At 43.5% G+C, this 13,756-nt stretch carries 16 protein-coding genes and 5 tRNA genes; 19 read left to right on the top strand and 2 right to left on the bottom strand.

Annotated features, from left to right (window positions below; all coding sequences use genetic code 11):
- The 16 genes from ACEW8F_RS13400 to dusB all read left to right on the top strand — a co-directional run.
- Positions 1–187, top strand: a 187-nt coding sequence (locus ACEW8F_RS13400; protein ID WP_373483971.1) for an HU family DNA-binding protein, incomplete at its 5' end; no start/stop codon positions are given.
- 91 nt (positions 188–278) lie between these two features.
- Positions 279–518, top strand: coding sequence for an RNA-binding S4 domain-containing protein (locus tag ACEW8F_RS13395; protein WP_373483970.1), 240 nt, complete (start codon positions 279–281; stop codon positions 516–518).
- A 30-nt stretch (positions 519–548) separates the two neighbouring features.
- Positions 549–881, top strand: coding sequence for a septum formation initiator family protein (locus ACEW8F_RS13390; protein ID WP_373483969.1), 333 nt, complete (start codon positions 549–551; stop codon positions 879–881).
- Positions 844–1,860, top strand: a complete 1,017-nt coding sequence (locus ACEW8F_RS13385) for a Ppx/GppA family phosphatase (protein ID WP_373483968.1) — start codon at positions 844–846, stop codon at positions 1,858–1,860. Before ACEW8F_RS13390 ends, ACEW8F_RS13385 begins: the two co-directional genes overlap by 38 nt.
- A 92-nt stretch (positions 1,861–1,952) precedes the next feature.
- A tRNA-Leu gene (locus tag ACEW8F_RS13380) sits at positions 1,953–2,040 on the top strand.
- Positions 2,041–2,112: 72 nt separating this feature from the next.
- Positions 2,113–2,189: transfer RNA gene (locus tag ACEW8F_RS13375), tRNA-Met, on the top strand.
- Positions 2,190–2,212: 23 nt separating this feature from the next.
- Positions 2,213–2,289, top strand: a tRNA-Met gene (locus ACEW8F_RS13370).
- Between the two features lie 20 nt (positions 2,290–2,309).
- Positions 2,310–2,384: transfer RNA gene (locus ACEW8F_RS13365), tRNA-Glu, on the top strand.
- A gap of 47 nt (positions 2,385–2,431) precedes the next feature.
- Positions 2,432–2,507 (top strand) — tRNA-Val (locus tag ACEW8F_RS13360).
- 67 nt (positions 2,508–2,574) lie between these two features.
- Entirely contained in the window at positions 2,575–4,020 is a 1,446-nt protein-coding gene (gene tilS, locus ACEW8F_RS13355) for a tRNA lysidine(34) synthetase TilS (RefSeq protein ID WP_373483967.1), read from the top strand.
- Positions 3,989–4,525: a hypoxanthine phosphoribosyltransferase gene (gene hpt, locus ACEW8F_RS13350; protein WP_373483966.1), complete on the top strand. Its 537-nt coding sequence runs from the start codon at positions 3,989–3,991 to the stop codon at positions 4,523–4,525. Before tilS ends, hpt begins: the two co-directional genes overlap by 32 nt.
- A gap of 65 nt (positions 4,526–4,590) precedes the next feature.
- A complete protein-coding gene (ftsH, locus tag ACEW8F_RS13345; protein WP_373483973.1) occupies positions 4,591–6,432 on the top strand; it encodes an ATP-dependent zinc metalloprotease FtsH in 1,842 nt (613 codons plus the stop codon).
- 95 nt (positions 6,433–6,527) lie between these two features.
- The gene (locus ACEW8F_RS13340) at positions 6,528–6,929 is read left to right on the top strand and encodes a thioesterase family protein (RefSeq protein ID WP_373483965.1); all 402 of its coding nucleotides are present in this window, start codon (positions 6,528–6,530) and stop codon (positions 6,927–6,929) included.
- Between the two features lie 38 nt (positions 6,930–6,967).
- Positions 6,968–7,918 carry a methionyl-tRNA formyltransferase gene (gene fmt, locus ACEW8F_RS13335; RefSeq protein ID WP_373483964.1) on the top strand — a complete coding sequence of 317 codons (951 nt, stop codon included), beginning with the start codon at positions 6,968–6,970 and terminating at the stop codon, positions 7,916–7,918.
- A 72-nt stretch (positions 7,919–7,990) separates the two neighbouring features.
- Positions 7,991–8,761: a type III pantothenate kinase gene (locus tag ACEW8F_RS13330; RefSeq protein ID WP_373483963.1), complete on the top strand. Its 771-nt coding sequence runs from the start codon at positions 7,991–7,993 to the stop codon at positions 8,759–8,761.
- Positions 8,762–8,770: 9 nt separating this feature from the next.
- On the top strand, positions 8,771–9,775 hold the full coding sequence (gene dusB / locus ACEW8F_RS13325) for a tRNA dihydrouridine synthase DusB (RefSeq protein WP_373483962.1): 1,005 nt from the start codon (positions 8,771–8,773) through the stop codon (positions 9,773–9,775).
- A 142-nt stretch (positions 9,776–9,917) separates the two neighbouring features.
- Here the strand turns inward: dusB and ACEW8F_RS13320 are convergent, their stop codons facing one another.
- A complete protein-coding gene (locus ACEW8F_RS13320) occupies positions 9,918–11,216 on the bottom strand; it encodes a folylpolyglutamate synthase/dihydrofolate synthase family protein (protein ID WP_373483961.1) in 1,299 nt (432 codons plus the stop codon).
- A 6-nt stretch (positions 11,217–11,222) separates the two neighbouring features.
- Complete coding sequence (locus ACEW8F_RS13315) at positions 11,223–11,798, bottom strand: 5-formyltetrahydrofolate cyclo-ligase (RefSeq protein ID WP_373483960.1); 576 nt, start codon at positions 11,796–11,798, stop codon at positions 11,223–11,225.
- 201 nt (positions 11,799–11,999) lie between these two features.
- On the opposite strand from ACEW8F_RS13315, the gene ACEW8F_RS13310 reads away from it, so the two are divergent.
- The 3 genes from ACEW8F_RS13310 to ACEW8F_RS13300 form a co-directional block, all read left to right on the top strand.
- The gene (locus ACEW8F_RS13310; protein ID WP_373483959.1) at positions 12,000–12,671 is read left to right on the top strand and encodes a DUF1638 domain-containing protein; all 672 of its coding nucleotides are present in this window, start codon (positions 12,000–12,002) and stop codon (positions 12,669–12,671) included.
- 162 nt (positions 12,672–12,833) lie between these two features.
- A complete protein-coding gene (locus tag ACEW8F_RS13305) occupies positions 12,834–13,478 on the top strand; it encodes a hemolysin III family protein (RefSeq protein WP_373483958.1) in 645 nt (214 codons plus the stop codon).
- Between the two features lie 182 nt (positions 13,479–13,660).
- On the top strand, positions 13,661–13,756 hold a 96-nt coding region (locus ACEW8F_RS13300), incomplete at its 3' end, for a hypothetical protein (protein WP_373483972.1).

Genomic DNA, 13,756 nt, shown 5'->3' with positions numbered 1-13,756 from the left:
CACTGTGGTAGATACCTTGAAAAATGGAGACAAGGTGTCATTGGTAGGTTTTGGAACCTTTGAGGTTAGAGAACGTGCAGCACGTACAGGTCTTAACCCACGAACAAAAGAGCCCATCGAAATAGCAGCCTCTAAAGCCCCTGGCTTTAAAGCAGGCAAAGGCTTTAAGGATGAAGTAAATAAGTAAGCAAAGTTACAGAAGCCGGGGCAATGCTCTGGCTTTTTGTTTTATTAAGGGTTTTGTTTTAAGCTTTTTGATTTAGAATAGCGAGGAATGCATGAGAATTGATAAATTTTTAAAGAATGCCAGAATTATCAAACGTCGGACGGTGGGAAAAGACGCCTGTGATGGCGGTCGTATTTCTATTAATGACCAAGTCGCCAAACCGGGAGATCAGGTGAAACCTGGGGATATTATTACTATCCGTTATGGTGATGGAGAACAAAAGGTGGAGGTTCTTGAATTACTGGAGCATGCTCCGAAGGATAAAGCGGGAGACATGTACCGGGAATTATAAAACGGCTCCACCGGAAATGAAGAAAAGAAGATGAATGAAAAAACGAAAAGCCTTATCAGGCGTCGAATGATCATTGCCTTGGCAATTGTAGTGACGGTGCTGTTTACCGCCTACATCTATTTGGCCAATGCCATAAAAATTTACGAACTGGATCAGCAGAAGATCCAGATTGCGCAAGAAATAGAGAATGAAAAAATAAGAAGTAACCAATTAGATGAACAGGTCAAACAAATGGGCAGCAAGAATTATGTGGAAAATTTTGCACGTAAATATCTTGGTTTATATTATCCGGATGAAACAATAGTCATTGTGGAAAACCAGGAAAATGCTGCAGAAAGTAATGGGCAAACAATTGAACAATAAATGTGATAGTAGTTTAAATGGCGTTGAACTTGACCAGATTGTCATAAAAGAGAAAGAAAAAAAGCGACATCTGGCCGTGATTGACATTGGCACCAATTCCACTCGAATGCTGATTTTTAGAAACGATCAGGGGAAATTGGTTCGGGTCAACAAATCTGTTCGCTATACCCGAATGGGCCAGGGCGTCAATCAAACCGGGCGACTTCATCCGGATGCGGAAAAACGAAATATGGAAGCGCTGGAAGAGTATAAAAATATCGCCGCTGATTACGAGGTGGAAGAATTTTATTTGTTTGGAACCAGTGCCATGCGGGATGCCGATAATACAGCGGCCTATCTTGATGCTGTCAAAGAAAAACTGGGATTAGAAATTGAGGTTATTACCGGCGAAGCAGAAGCAGAGCTGGGTTTTGTTGGGGTATCTCAGTGTTTTGAAGAAAAGATCCTTATTTTTGATATCGGCGGTGGCAGCACTGAATTTATTTATGGGGAAGACAACGAAATAAAACGAATGATGAGCATTAATCTGGGCTGTGTTCGCTGCACCGAAGAATATCTTTTTTCTGATCCGCCAACATTTCAGGAACTGGAACGGATGAATGAGAAAATTTATGCCGAGTTTGAAAAACGAACCAGCGGTTTTTTGCCGACTAAGCCTTATAAACTCATTGGTATTGGCGGAACCGCCACCAGTCTTTCCACCATCAAACAGGGACTGAAGACCTATTGTAGCGAGATGGTTCATGAGAGCACGATTACCCGAGACGAGTTGGAACGCATGATTGACAGTTTAGCCAGTCAAACCATCAAAGAACGGCAAAATATGGTAGGTCTGGAAGCAAAGCGGGCCGACATTATTCTAGCTGGGGCTTTTTTACTTTTAAATATTTTTAAAATTACCGGCGAAACTATTTTTACGGTCTGTGATTATGATAACCTTGAAGGCGCAGCGTACCGCCGTTTTGTCATGGAAAAATAAATAAAAAAAATTATTTCTAAAAAGCTTGACATTGGGTTTGAATGGGCGTATAATAACACTTGTCCCTTGAGCAAGGGGACAGACGAAAAAGTGCCGGGGTGGCGGAACTGGCAGACGCACAGGACTTAAAATCCTGCGGTCCTAACGACCGTACCGGTTCGATTCCGGTCCTCGGCACCACTTTTAAATATTGCCACTTTTAAAATTATCACTTTTTTAAATTGACACATTTTACTTGCTCACTAATTACATCGCGGGATGGAGCAGCTTGGTAGCTCGTCGGGCTCATAACCCGGAGGTCGTAGGTTCAAATCCTGCTCCCGCAACCAATTATACAAATCCTTTTTTTCATGGCGGCGTAGCTCAGTTGGCTAGAGCATACGGTTCATACCCGTAGTGTCAGCGGTTCGACTCCGTTCGCCGCTACCATAAAAAAATATACAATCTGTGGCCCCTTGGTCAAGCGGTTAAGACACCGCCCTTTCACGGCGGTAACAGGGGTTCGAGTCCCCTAGGGGTCACCACTTAAATTGTATAATTACAAGAGAATATTTTATCCAGTTTTTTTCGTGGTCGCATAGCTCAGCTGGGAGAGCACCTGCCTTACAAGCAGGGGGTCACAGGTTCGAGCCCTGTTGCGACCACCATTTTTTTTTATTTACCGAGTTTTATTAAAAGCGTTAGAATAGAGAATTTTATTGAAGTGGTGATACCATGGAGAAAAAAGTAATTCAATATATTGAAGAACAGAGAATTTTAGAGGCTGGCGATCATGTTCTCATCGGCGTATCCGGTGGGGCAGATTCGCTGGCTTTATTGTATTTTTTGGATAAATTTGCCGGTATGTTCCATATTGCCATCGGCGTGGCTCATCTTCACCATGGCCTCCGGGGTCAGGCAGCCGATGCGGATGAAACGTTTGTGAAAAACTTCTGTCAGGATCGCAACATTCCTTTTTTCTCAAGACAGCGTAATATCCAGGAGATTTCCCGAACGGAAAAGATTTCAATTGAAGAGGCGGGCCGAAAAGAGCGTTACGGTTTTTTTATGACTATTGCCCAGAATCATGGGTATAATCGGATTGCCATGGGGCATCATATCAACGATCAGGCTGAAACGATGTTGATGCGGCTGATTCGGGGTACTGGGGTTAAGGGTGTCTCCGGCATTAAATCCAGCCGGGACAACTTATACATCCGACCCTTTCTCTGTCTGGAGAAGAAAGAGATCCTGAATTATTGTGAAAAAAATAAGCTGGAGTTTCGCACCGATGCTACCAACTTTCAAAAAGATTATACCCGCAATAAAATCCGTTTAGACATTATGCCCATGGTTTTAGAGATCAATCCCAGGGCCGAAGTCCATTTTAATGAATTTACAAAAATTGCCAATGAATACGAAGCATTTTTTGAGAAGTATGTGGATCAGATTGAAGAGCATATCCTTGTTTCAAAAGAGAATATGGTAGTTATTGACCGAGATTTATGGTTAAAAGAAGAACCGGTGGTTCAGAAAGAAATTTTACGCCGGTCTATTTTTAAATTTAAGGGTAGTTTAAAGGAAATTGAGTACAATCATATCACTGCTTTCTATAGTTTACTAAATAGCGACAAAACTATATGGGAAATCCACTTTCCTCATGACATCCAAATATCTCGCCGTTATGATCGGGTTATGGTGACAGAAAAACAAGAAGCTGAAGGTGCCATAATACTGCCCAAGCCAATTCTTCCCAATAAAACCTATCTTTTTTCTAAAGAGCGTTTGATCGTGGAGACAAAATTTGTTACCCAGGATGAATTTAGAAAAAAAAGGTGTTTTTTTTCTAAAGAAATGGAAAATCATAGTGAAAAATATTTTGATTATGATAGAATAAAGGGTATATTGGTTTTACGTAGCCGACGATCTGGAGATTATTTTTATCCCACGGGGGTGGCGGGGAAAAAATCCATTAAAAAGTATTATATCGATAAGAAGATCGACCGAAATCGAAGAAATGAAATTCCGCTGCTGGTAACGGATGCCGAAGTGTTGTGGATTTTGGGTTATGCCATTAATCAACGATTTCTGGCAGATGATGATACAAAAAATATAATTAGGGTAACATACCTTATGTTAGGAGAAAAGTGTGATAGCCGATATTCAAGAAATTTTGGTTGATGAAAAGGCATTGGAAAAACGTGTTTCAGAACTTGGAGAAAAGATTACCGCAGACTACCGGGGGAAATATCCCATCTTGATTGGTATATTAAAAGGATCGTCAGTTTTTATGGCCGATCTGATCAGAAAGATTCCGATTCCAGTGGAGATTGATTTTTTAAAGGCATCCAGCTATGGTGCCGAAGCTCGCAGCTCCGGAGTTGTTGAGCTGGAGGCCGATTTGTCCATGGATGTTAAAGGTCGGAGTATTTTGCTGGTTGAAGATATTGTCGACACCGGAAACACGCTGAAATATTTACTAAACCGTTTCGAAAGCCTGGGAGCAGAAGATGTTAAAGTCTGTTCGCTGCTGGATAAACCGGAGCGTCGGGAACAGCGGGTTATTGCCGATTATATTGGCTTTGAAATACCCAACGAATTCGTGGTTGGGTACGGTTTGGATTATGCCCAAAAGTATCGAAACCTCCCCTTTATCGGGATTTTAAAACGGGAAATATATGAATAAGCATAGCAGTGATAAGAAAAATTGGAACTTGAGAGGAGTGATGTTTTTTGAATAAATACCTTAAGATGATTGGGTTTTATTTAGTAATTCTATTAATCATTATTGTCGCGGTAACCTTTTTAAACCCCATGAAGGAAGAGGTTAAAACCATTGTTTATAGCGAGTTGCTCACCGAATTGAATAACAATCAGGTCGCTGAGATTGAAATAAACAACTCAAATGTCACCGGCGTTTTACGAAGCGGCGAAACATTTGAGGCAGTCGTCCCACAATATGTAATAGATGAACAGGTAACACCGTATATTTTAGAAAATAATGTGAAGGTAACCATTACCAAACAACAGGATTCCTGGTGGATTTCATTAATTCCGTCGGTGGTGTTAATTGTTTTGATGGTGGTGTTTTTTCTGGTCTTCAGCCAACAGGCTGGTGGTGGCGGCGGTAAGGTGATGTCCTTTGGGAAGAGTCGGGCAAAACTTCACGTTGAGGGAGAAACCAAGGTGACCTTTAAAAATGTCGCCGGTGCGGATGAAGAAAAAGAAGAACTTGAAGAGGTTGTAGACTTCTTAAAAGCGCCGGATCGTTACCGAAAACTGGGCGCCCGGATACCAAAAGGGATTTTATTAGTCGGCCCTCCGGGAACCGGGAAAACCCTCCTCGCCAGAGCGGTGGCGGGGGAAGCGGCAGTGCCGTTTTTCACCATCAGTGGTTCCGATTTCGTCGAGATGTTTGTTGGGGTCGGTGCTTCCCGAGTTCGAGACCTTTTTGAAAATGCCAAGAAAAATGCCCCTTGTATTATTTTTATTGATGAAATTGATGCGGTCGGTCGTCATCGTGGTGCTGGCCTTGGCGGTGGCCATGATGAACGGGAACAAACCCTGAATCAGCTGCTGGTTGAAATGGATGGTTTCGGTGTCAACGAAGGTATTATCATTATCGCCGCAACCAACCGTCCGGATATTTTGGATCCGGCTTTACTGAGACCGGGACGTTTTGACCGACAGGTTACAGTTGGTGTACCTGATGTAAAAGGACGGGAAGAAATTCTCAATGTTCATAAAAAAGACAAACCCCTGGCTCCAGAAGTTGAGTTGGGCACCATTGCCAAAGGAACGCCGGGATTCACCGGAGCAGATCTGGAAAACCTGATGAACGAAGCGGCACTGTTGACAGCCAGACATAACGGTAAGCTAATCACCATGGTTGAGCTGGAAGAAGCGATCAAACGGGTAATTGCCGGTCCGGAAAAGAAAAGTAAGGTTATCAATCAGGATGATTTACATATTACCGCCTATCACGAAGCCGGACATGCTATTGTTATGCATCTTTTGCCCAACTGTGACTCGGTTCATGAGATTTCGATTATTCCCCGGGGAATGGCTGCAGGGTACACCCTGTCGCTGCCCGATGATGACCGTCAGCATATGAGCAAAAGCAAATTGCTGGAAAATATCTGCGGTCTGCTGGGTGGACGGGCAGCTGAAAAAATTGCCCTCGATGATATCTGTACTGGCGCCAGTAACGACATTGAACGGGCTACCCACATTGCCAGAAGCATGGTAACCGAATGGGGAATGAGTGAACATTTGGGACCAATGACCTTTGGACATCCCGATAGCGGCGAAGTATTTCTGGGCCGGGATTTAGGAAGATCGCGTAACTACAGTGAAGAAGTTGCCGCCGTTATCGATAAGGAAATCCGCACGATCGTCGAAAATGCCTATGATCGGGCGTGTTCTATTCTTGAAACCCATCAGGAAAAACTGGAAGAAATTGCGACCCGTTTACTTAGAGATAAAACCGTAACTGGTGAAGAATTTAGAGCTTTGTTTGAAGAACAGCCGAACGCAGAACAGTTGGAAGACGAAAAAATGGTTGAAATTGAGATCGAAGCTGAAATTGAATAATTAGCATTAAAAAAAGCCGTTAAGATAACGGCTTTTTTTAAGATATTAAATAAAGAAATAGGATAAAATCGAGTTAGAAAGAGTTGGAGGATGAAATGGAAGAATTCAGAATTGGAACTTGCTATGAAAAGAAGTTTTTTATTAATAAAGAGGATACGGCATTGGCGTTGGGCAGTGGTGGTGAAGAAGTACTGGCGACACCTCGGCTGGTAGCCTGGATGGAGAATACTGCGTTTGAAGGTTTAAGTATCATCTTACCGGAAGAAAACACAACGGTGGGTACCCACATTGATTTAAAACATATTGCAGCCTCTCCTGTTGGTATGGAAATCAACGTACGTGCCACACTGGTAACTCATGAAAAAAGAGCTCTGAATTTTGAAATTGAAGCATGGGATCAGACCGAAAAAATAGGCGAAGCTATACATCAACGATTTATTGTCGATAAAGGCAGATTTCTAAAAAAGGTCTTAAAAAAATCAGAAATGAACAACTAAAGTTAAAAAACGAATAATTTAAAATGGAGGTGCTTCGAATGAAAATCGTATTGGTTGGACAGGCTCTCTTTGGAAAAGATTGCCTGGAAGTTTTGCTGAAACAGGATGAGCAGGTTGTGGGGGTGATTACCATCCCGGATGATTTAAGAGGAAAACCTAATCCTCTCAAAGATTTTGCAGAGGAAAAAAATATACCGGTATTTCAGCCCCCGGGAAAAAGTCCACATCGGCTTAAAGATCCCCAGGTAATGGACATTGCCAAAGACTTAAAACCGGATCTTTTTGTGTTGGCTTTTGTCAGTGATATTCTCCCTTATGCCGTTATTAAATTGGCTACTTTAGGGGGAATAAATTATCACCCGTCATTATTGCCTAAATATCGGGGTGGTTCAGCGATTAACTGGGCATTGATCAATGGGGAAAACGAAACTGGGATAACGGTTCATTATGTTGATGAAGGGATTGACACGGGCGATATTATTTTGCAGGAAAAGGTCGAAATTTCTCGCGAGGATACAGTGGGATCTCTTTACTATGATAAGCTATATCCGTTGGGAGTAAAACTGATTGCTCAAGCGGTAGAACATATTCGAAAAGGAACCGCACCCCGAATCCCCCAGAACTCAGACAAAGCCACCTATCAGCCGATGATTACAGAAGAAGATGTAAAAATTGATTGGAAAAACGGAGCAACAGAGATTTATAATGTTGTTCGCGGTTCAAACCCTTCACCCGGGGCTCAGACGCTATTTAGAGGAGAAAAAATAAAAATTTGGGATGCTCAAATCATCCCATCCAGTTTAGTTTCGGAACCTGGAGAAGTAGGCGAAATAATCGAAGGCCGGGGTTTTACCATTGGAACCGGCAGTGAGACGATGCTCATTAAAAAAGTGCAGCAGTCAGGAAAAGCCAAGATGGCTGCAGATCAGTTTTCTAAACAGGTTGATTTAAGACCTGGGGAAAGAATGGTCGGATCAAGGGAGCAATAAATTTAGAGGGAAGAAATCGATCGGATTTTAAGTGGGTCGATGAGAATAGACGGAAAAGGTGTAGGAGGAAACATGATTTTAGGTATTGATGTTGGAAATACAAATACAGAACTGGCGGTGCTGATCGGTGACGAAATCCCATATTCCTGGCGATTTGTCACCAAAACACAGCGAACCTCAGATGAGTATGGGGTGTTGATTAAATCCTTTTTTAGAAATTCGGGAATATCAGTGGAGGGCGTCACTAGTGTGATCATTGCTTCGGTGGTGCCCAACATCATGTACTCACTGACCAATGGCATTAAAAAATATATTGGCGTCGAACCGATGGTAGTGGGGCCGGGAATCAAAACAGGGATGCCGATTAATACCTCGGATCCATCCGAAGTGGGGGCAGACCGGATTGTCGATGCCGTGGCGGCTTACAGCATTTACGGCGGCCCGGTGATCGTGACCGACTTTGGGACCGCAACCACCTTTGATTATGTCACCAAGGATGGTGCCTTTGCCGCGGCGGTGACGACCCCGGGGATTCAGATCGCCATCGATGCGCTGTGGAAGAATGCCGCTAAGCTGCCCAATATTGAAATCAAAAAACCGCCCTCAATACTGGCCCGAGACACCGTTACCAGCATGCAGGCCGGTTTGGTATATGGTTATATCGGTCAGGTGGAATATATCATCGAACAGATCAAAAAAGAGACCGGGGTCAGGGATATGAAGGTGGTGGCCACCGGTGGTTATGGCCGTCTTTTCTACCAGGAAACAAAATCCATCAACGTTTATGATCCACAATTGTCACTTAAAGGGCTGAAGATTATCCATGACAAAAATTTCAAGTAAACAGGACATATGATGAACATAAAAGCAGAAATAAAACAAAAAAATAAAGCGCTGAAAATTGGGGATGTTTCAATTGAAACCCCTCTTTTTTTAGGACCGATGGCAGGTTATACCAATCTGCCGTTTCGGATGATCGCCAAAGAATTTGGGGCGGGAGTAGTCTTTTCAGAAATGATCAGTGGCAAGGGTCTGTATTATAAAGACCATAAGACAGCTGATTTAATGCTGACCGGTGAAGCAGAAGCGCCGGCAGGGATCCAACTGTTCGGATCCGACCCGGATATTCTGGCTCAAGTTGTGAGTGATTATATCAATGCCACCGATTACGCCTTTCTGGACTTTAATGCCGGCTGTCCGGCCCCGAAGATTACCAAAAATGGTGAAGGCTCGGCCTTGTTGAAAACGCCGGAGTTGTTTTTTAAGGTGGTCAGAACATTGGCGGAAGCATCCCAAAAGCCGCTGATTGTTAAAACCAGAATTGGCTGGGATGATCAGAGCATTAATATCCGGGCCATCGCCGAAGGGGTCGAGGAAGCCGGGGCAGCAGCCCTGACCATCCATGGCCGCACCCGGGAAGCTTATTATTCGGGTCAGGCCGACTGGGGAATTATTGCTGAGGTTAAGAAAAATGCCGGGATTCCGATTATCTTAAATGGCGATGTCAACAGCGGTGAAGCGGCGCAAAAGGCCTTCGAATCTACCGGGGTGGATGGCCTGATGGTCGGCCGGGCGGCTATTGGAAATCCCTTTATTTTTCGCGAAATCAACCATTATTTGAAGACTGGTGAAGTCCTCAAGAAACCGACACCGGAAGAACGGGTCCAGGTTGCCATTAAACATATCGACTTGCTGGCGCTGCTGAAAAATGAAGACGCCGGGCTTAGGGAAATGCGTAAGCATCTGTCCGCCTATACCAAGGGTCTTCATCATGCCACGGTGATTCGGAATGAGCTCTTTCACGCGCCGGACAAAGAAGCGGTGATCCGACTGTTGACCAGTGCGCTGAAACAATAAAACAAAAGTGACCTCATAAAAAATTGTAGGGGCGATCCGTGGTCGCCAGTAAACGTGGCGGGTAATGCCAAACGTAACTGGCGATGCGGAACGCCCCTTTAATTAGTCAAGGGTCACAATTTACATTAAAATTGAATTTTTCTTACAGCAAATGTTTACGGATCAGGGTTCGGGCTTCGCCGATCATGTACAGCGAGCCCACAAAAACATTAACTTCATCTTTTTGGGATAAGTCAATGCTGTTAATGGCGACCTCCATGGTATCGTAGAAGTCAACGCTTTTTCCGTAGCTATTGTGGATCAATGCGGCCATTTTTTCTGCTGGCATCGCCCGATCGCTGTTGGGGGTCAGGGTGTGAATGGTGCTGGCGATGGGCACCAGATAAGATAAAGATTCTTCGATGTCCTTATCCTCCAGCATCCCAAAAAACAAGTTGATGGTACGGTTGGGAAAGTATTGCTTCATATTGTTAACAAAGGCCTGAATCCCGTTGCTGTTGTGGGCTCCGTCAATGAGGACCACCGGATTTTCCAGAAAGATTTCAAAACGCCCGGGAAAAACAACGGCGGCCAATGCTTTTTTAATCTGTCCGGAGCTGACCGGATAACCCTTGCGATTAAGCAGGGCAATCACTTCCAGGGCCGTCAGGCAATTCAGGGATTGGTGGTCGCCCAGCAGTTTTAATTCAAAGCCATCAAGATAGAGATGATCACCCAGGTATTTCAGGGTTTGATTGTGGGTGGTATGACTTAAAACTGAAATATCATCCGGGTTAACCAAAACCAGATTGGCATTTTTAGCGGCGCCAAAATCAAGAATAACCTTTAAGGCTTCGGGATCCTGGGGATAAACAACCACATCGGAGCCGTCCTTGATAATCGATGCTTTTTCAAAGGCAATTTCAGCCAGGGTGTTGCCCAGATAATCGGTGTGGTCATTGCTGATGCCCATGATCACAACCGCCAGTGGATCTTTGATGATATTGGTGGCGTCAAGTCGTCCGCCCAAACCAACTTCCAGGACCACAAAGTCCACTTGTTTTTGATAAAAATACTGGAGCCCGACAGCGGTAACCATTTCAAATTCAGTGGGATGGGGTTCGCCCTGTTCCATCAGCACTTCAATCCGTTCCTTGACAAAAATGGTGGCAGCGACCAGGCTGTCATCGTCAATGGGTTCATTGTTTAACTGAATTCGTTCGTTGAAGGCTTCCAGAAAGGGGGAGGTAAATAAGCCGGTTTTGTATCCGGCGGTAGTTAAGATGGTGGCGATCATGGAGGAGGTGGACCCTTTTCCATTGGTGCCGGCAATGTGAATAAACTTGAGTTTATCCTGAGGGTTATCCATGGCGTTCAGTAATAGGCTCATGCTTTCGAGACCTAATCGGGTGCCAAACTTATGGGTTGCTTCAATGTAGCTGATGGCTTCTGTAACGTTCATGTTAAATTAGGCCTCCTGGATGGGACAACAATTGACACATTTTTCGGTCACCATGAACTGAACACTTTTGTCATGTTCTTCCATGGGAATTTTTTCGAAAATAAAGTCTTCCCGGATCAGTGCAACGGTGATGCAGTCGTCACTGATGGTTTCCAGAAAGCGGTCATAATAGCCGCCGCCAAAACCCATTCGGTGTCCGGAGGGTGAGAAAGCACAGCCGGGAACCATAACCAGATCAAGTTTTTTTGGATCGACAATCCGCAGGCAATCGTCGCGAACTTCAAGGATTCCGTAATGGCCTTCTTCCAGATCATCGGGGAAATTGATCAGTTCTGACAAGGTAACCGTATGGTCTTCGATGTTACAGATGGGAACGACAATATGTTTGCCATCGGCTAAGGCGCGTTTGATAAAATCATGGGTATAGATTTCGGTACCAAAGCTCACATAGGCCATAATCCAGTCGGCGTTTTTATAAAGATCACTATCGAGGAATTGCTCGATAATTTTAGCGTCGGTGTCAGCACAGTAGATTTTTTTACGACGTGCCAGAATTTCTTTTCGGAACTTACTTTTATCCATTTTTTTCTCCTAATATTAAGATTATTTGACGATGATATTATAACATAAAGTCGCTTATCGACGAAAAATTATCGAGGGGAAATTTTATCTGAATTTTTTCTTGAAAACAAAGGATTCTTGGTTATACTGGGTATAGTGCAGAAAAATAGTACATAAATAATACTCTTGGCAGAGTAAACAGAAAAAAGGTGTAAAAAATAAATGAAAAGATTATTAATCGCCTGTGAAACCATCCGGGACGAGGTTGAAATGGCATTGCAAAGAACAGATATAGAATTGGAAACCGTCTGGATGTCCAATCTGCTTCATGACTCCCCGGAACGATTGAAAAATGCTCTCCAGGAAGAAATTGACAAAGCCGAAGCTGGCTATGACGAGCTTTTGTTTGCCTATGGCAACTGCGGAAACGGACTATTGGGTTTGAAAAGCGAAAAGGCGACTCTGATTATTCCCCGCTATGGGGATTGCATTGATATTCTGCTTTCAGAAAAGGAAAACTTGGAACGGATCCGGACATCCACCTATTTCTTAACCCAGGGATGGCTGAAGGGGGAAAAGTCGCTTGATAAGGAGTTCCAGCACAATCTCGAAAAATACGGCGAAAGCCGCGCCCGGCGGGTTATGGAGATCATGTTCAAAAATTATAAAAATTTAATGCTCATCGATACCGGAGCCTACCCGGTGGTTGATCACCTGCCGCGGGTCAATGATATCGGTGAACTCATCGGTCTTGAGGTGGTGGTCGATCAGGGCAGCATTTCGCCACTGGAAAAACTGGTTGCCGGGGAATGGCATGAAGGCTTTTGTATTATTCCCCCTGGTCAGGTTACCACCCATAATGATTTTGATGGGGTGGCGGTTCGCAAAGTGTAAGGCAATTAAACTCATCTAGAAAGCAAGCACCCGGTTCAGTCAGTAAGTGACTTTCCGGGTGTTTTTGGCGCAAAGGAGCGAAACGGAATGATAGTTGCATCAACTAAGAAAAGTGTGGTATAGTGAAAGAAAAGAACTATCCAGTAACAGAAAGGACAAAATATGAATCAGTTTAGAGAGCCAATGAATGCCTTAACCCATTTAATTGGTGCAATTTTATCCGTGTTTGGTGTCGTTGCGATGCTTGTTTTAATTATTGCAGAAGATAATGTGACCCCGTTGACCCTGGTTTCCGTGTTGGCCTTTGGAGTTGGGTTGATCTGTCTCTATGGCACCAGCTTTACCTATCATGCCTCCCAGGGAGACCAGAAAAAAATTCTCCATCTGAAAAAATTGGATCATGCGATGATCTTTATTTTAATTGCCGGAACCTATACGCCGTTTTGTCTGCTATGCCTGACCGGAACCATGCGGGTGGCGATGATGGTGGCGATATGGGGCGTGGCTCTGATCGGGATTATTCTTAAAGTGGCCTGGATCAATATGCCCCGATGGCTGGGAACCGGACTGTATATCTTTCAGGGCTGGTTTGCGCTGTTTGTGTTAGGACCCCTATATCAGGCGCTGCCATTGCCGGGCTTTATGCTGTTGGTTGGCGGTGGCGTGATGTATACCATTGGTGGTATCATCTATGCCATCAAAAAACCAAACTTTGGTGAAAATTTTGGTTTTCACGAATTGTTTCATATTTTTGTAATCTTAGGTTCTCTTTGTCATTTTATTTGTGTTTTTTTCTTTATTCTTTAAGAAAAAAATGGTATTATTAAAAAGTTGTTATTCAAAACAAAATTATTATTGTGTTTTTAAGAAAAAATGTTAAACTAATAGTATTGTTAATTGCATCACTGCAAAAAAAAAACTCATTTTTTGTAGTGATTTTTTTATTGGAATAATACGAAAATGTAAAAGAAAAAGGAGCCTGTAAATTAATGCAAACAAAGTATATTTTTGTCACTGGTGGTGTGGTATCTTCTTTAGGAAAGGGCATTACAAGTGCTTCATTGGGGCGATTGCTTAAGTCCAGA

The organism is Acetobacterium sp. (assembly GCF_041752335.1).
Lineage (GTDB): Bacteria > Bacillota > Clostridia > Eubacteriales > Eubacteriaceae > Acetobacterium.
The sequence above is the reverse complement of the archived record's forward strand: the minus strand, read 5'-3'. Positions and strand labels throughout refer to the sequence as shown.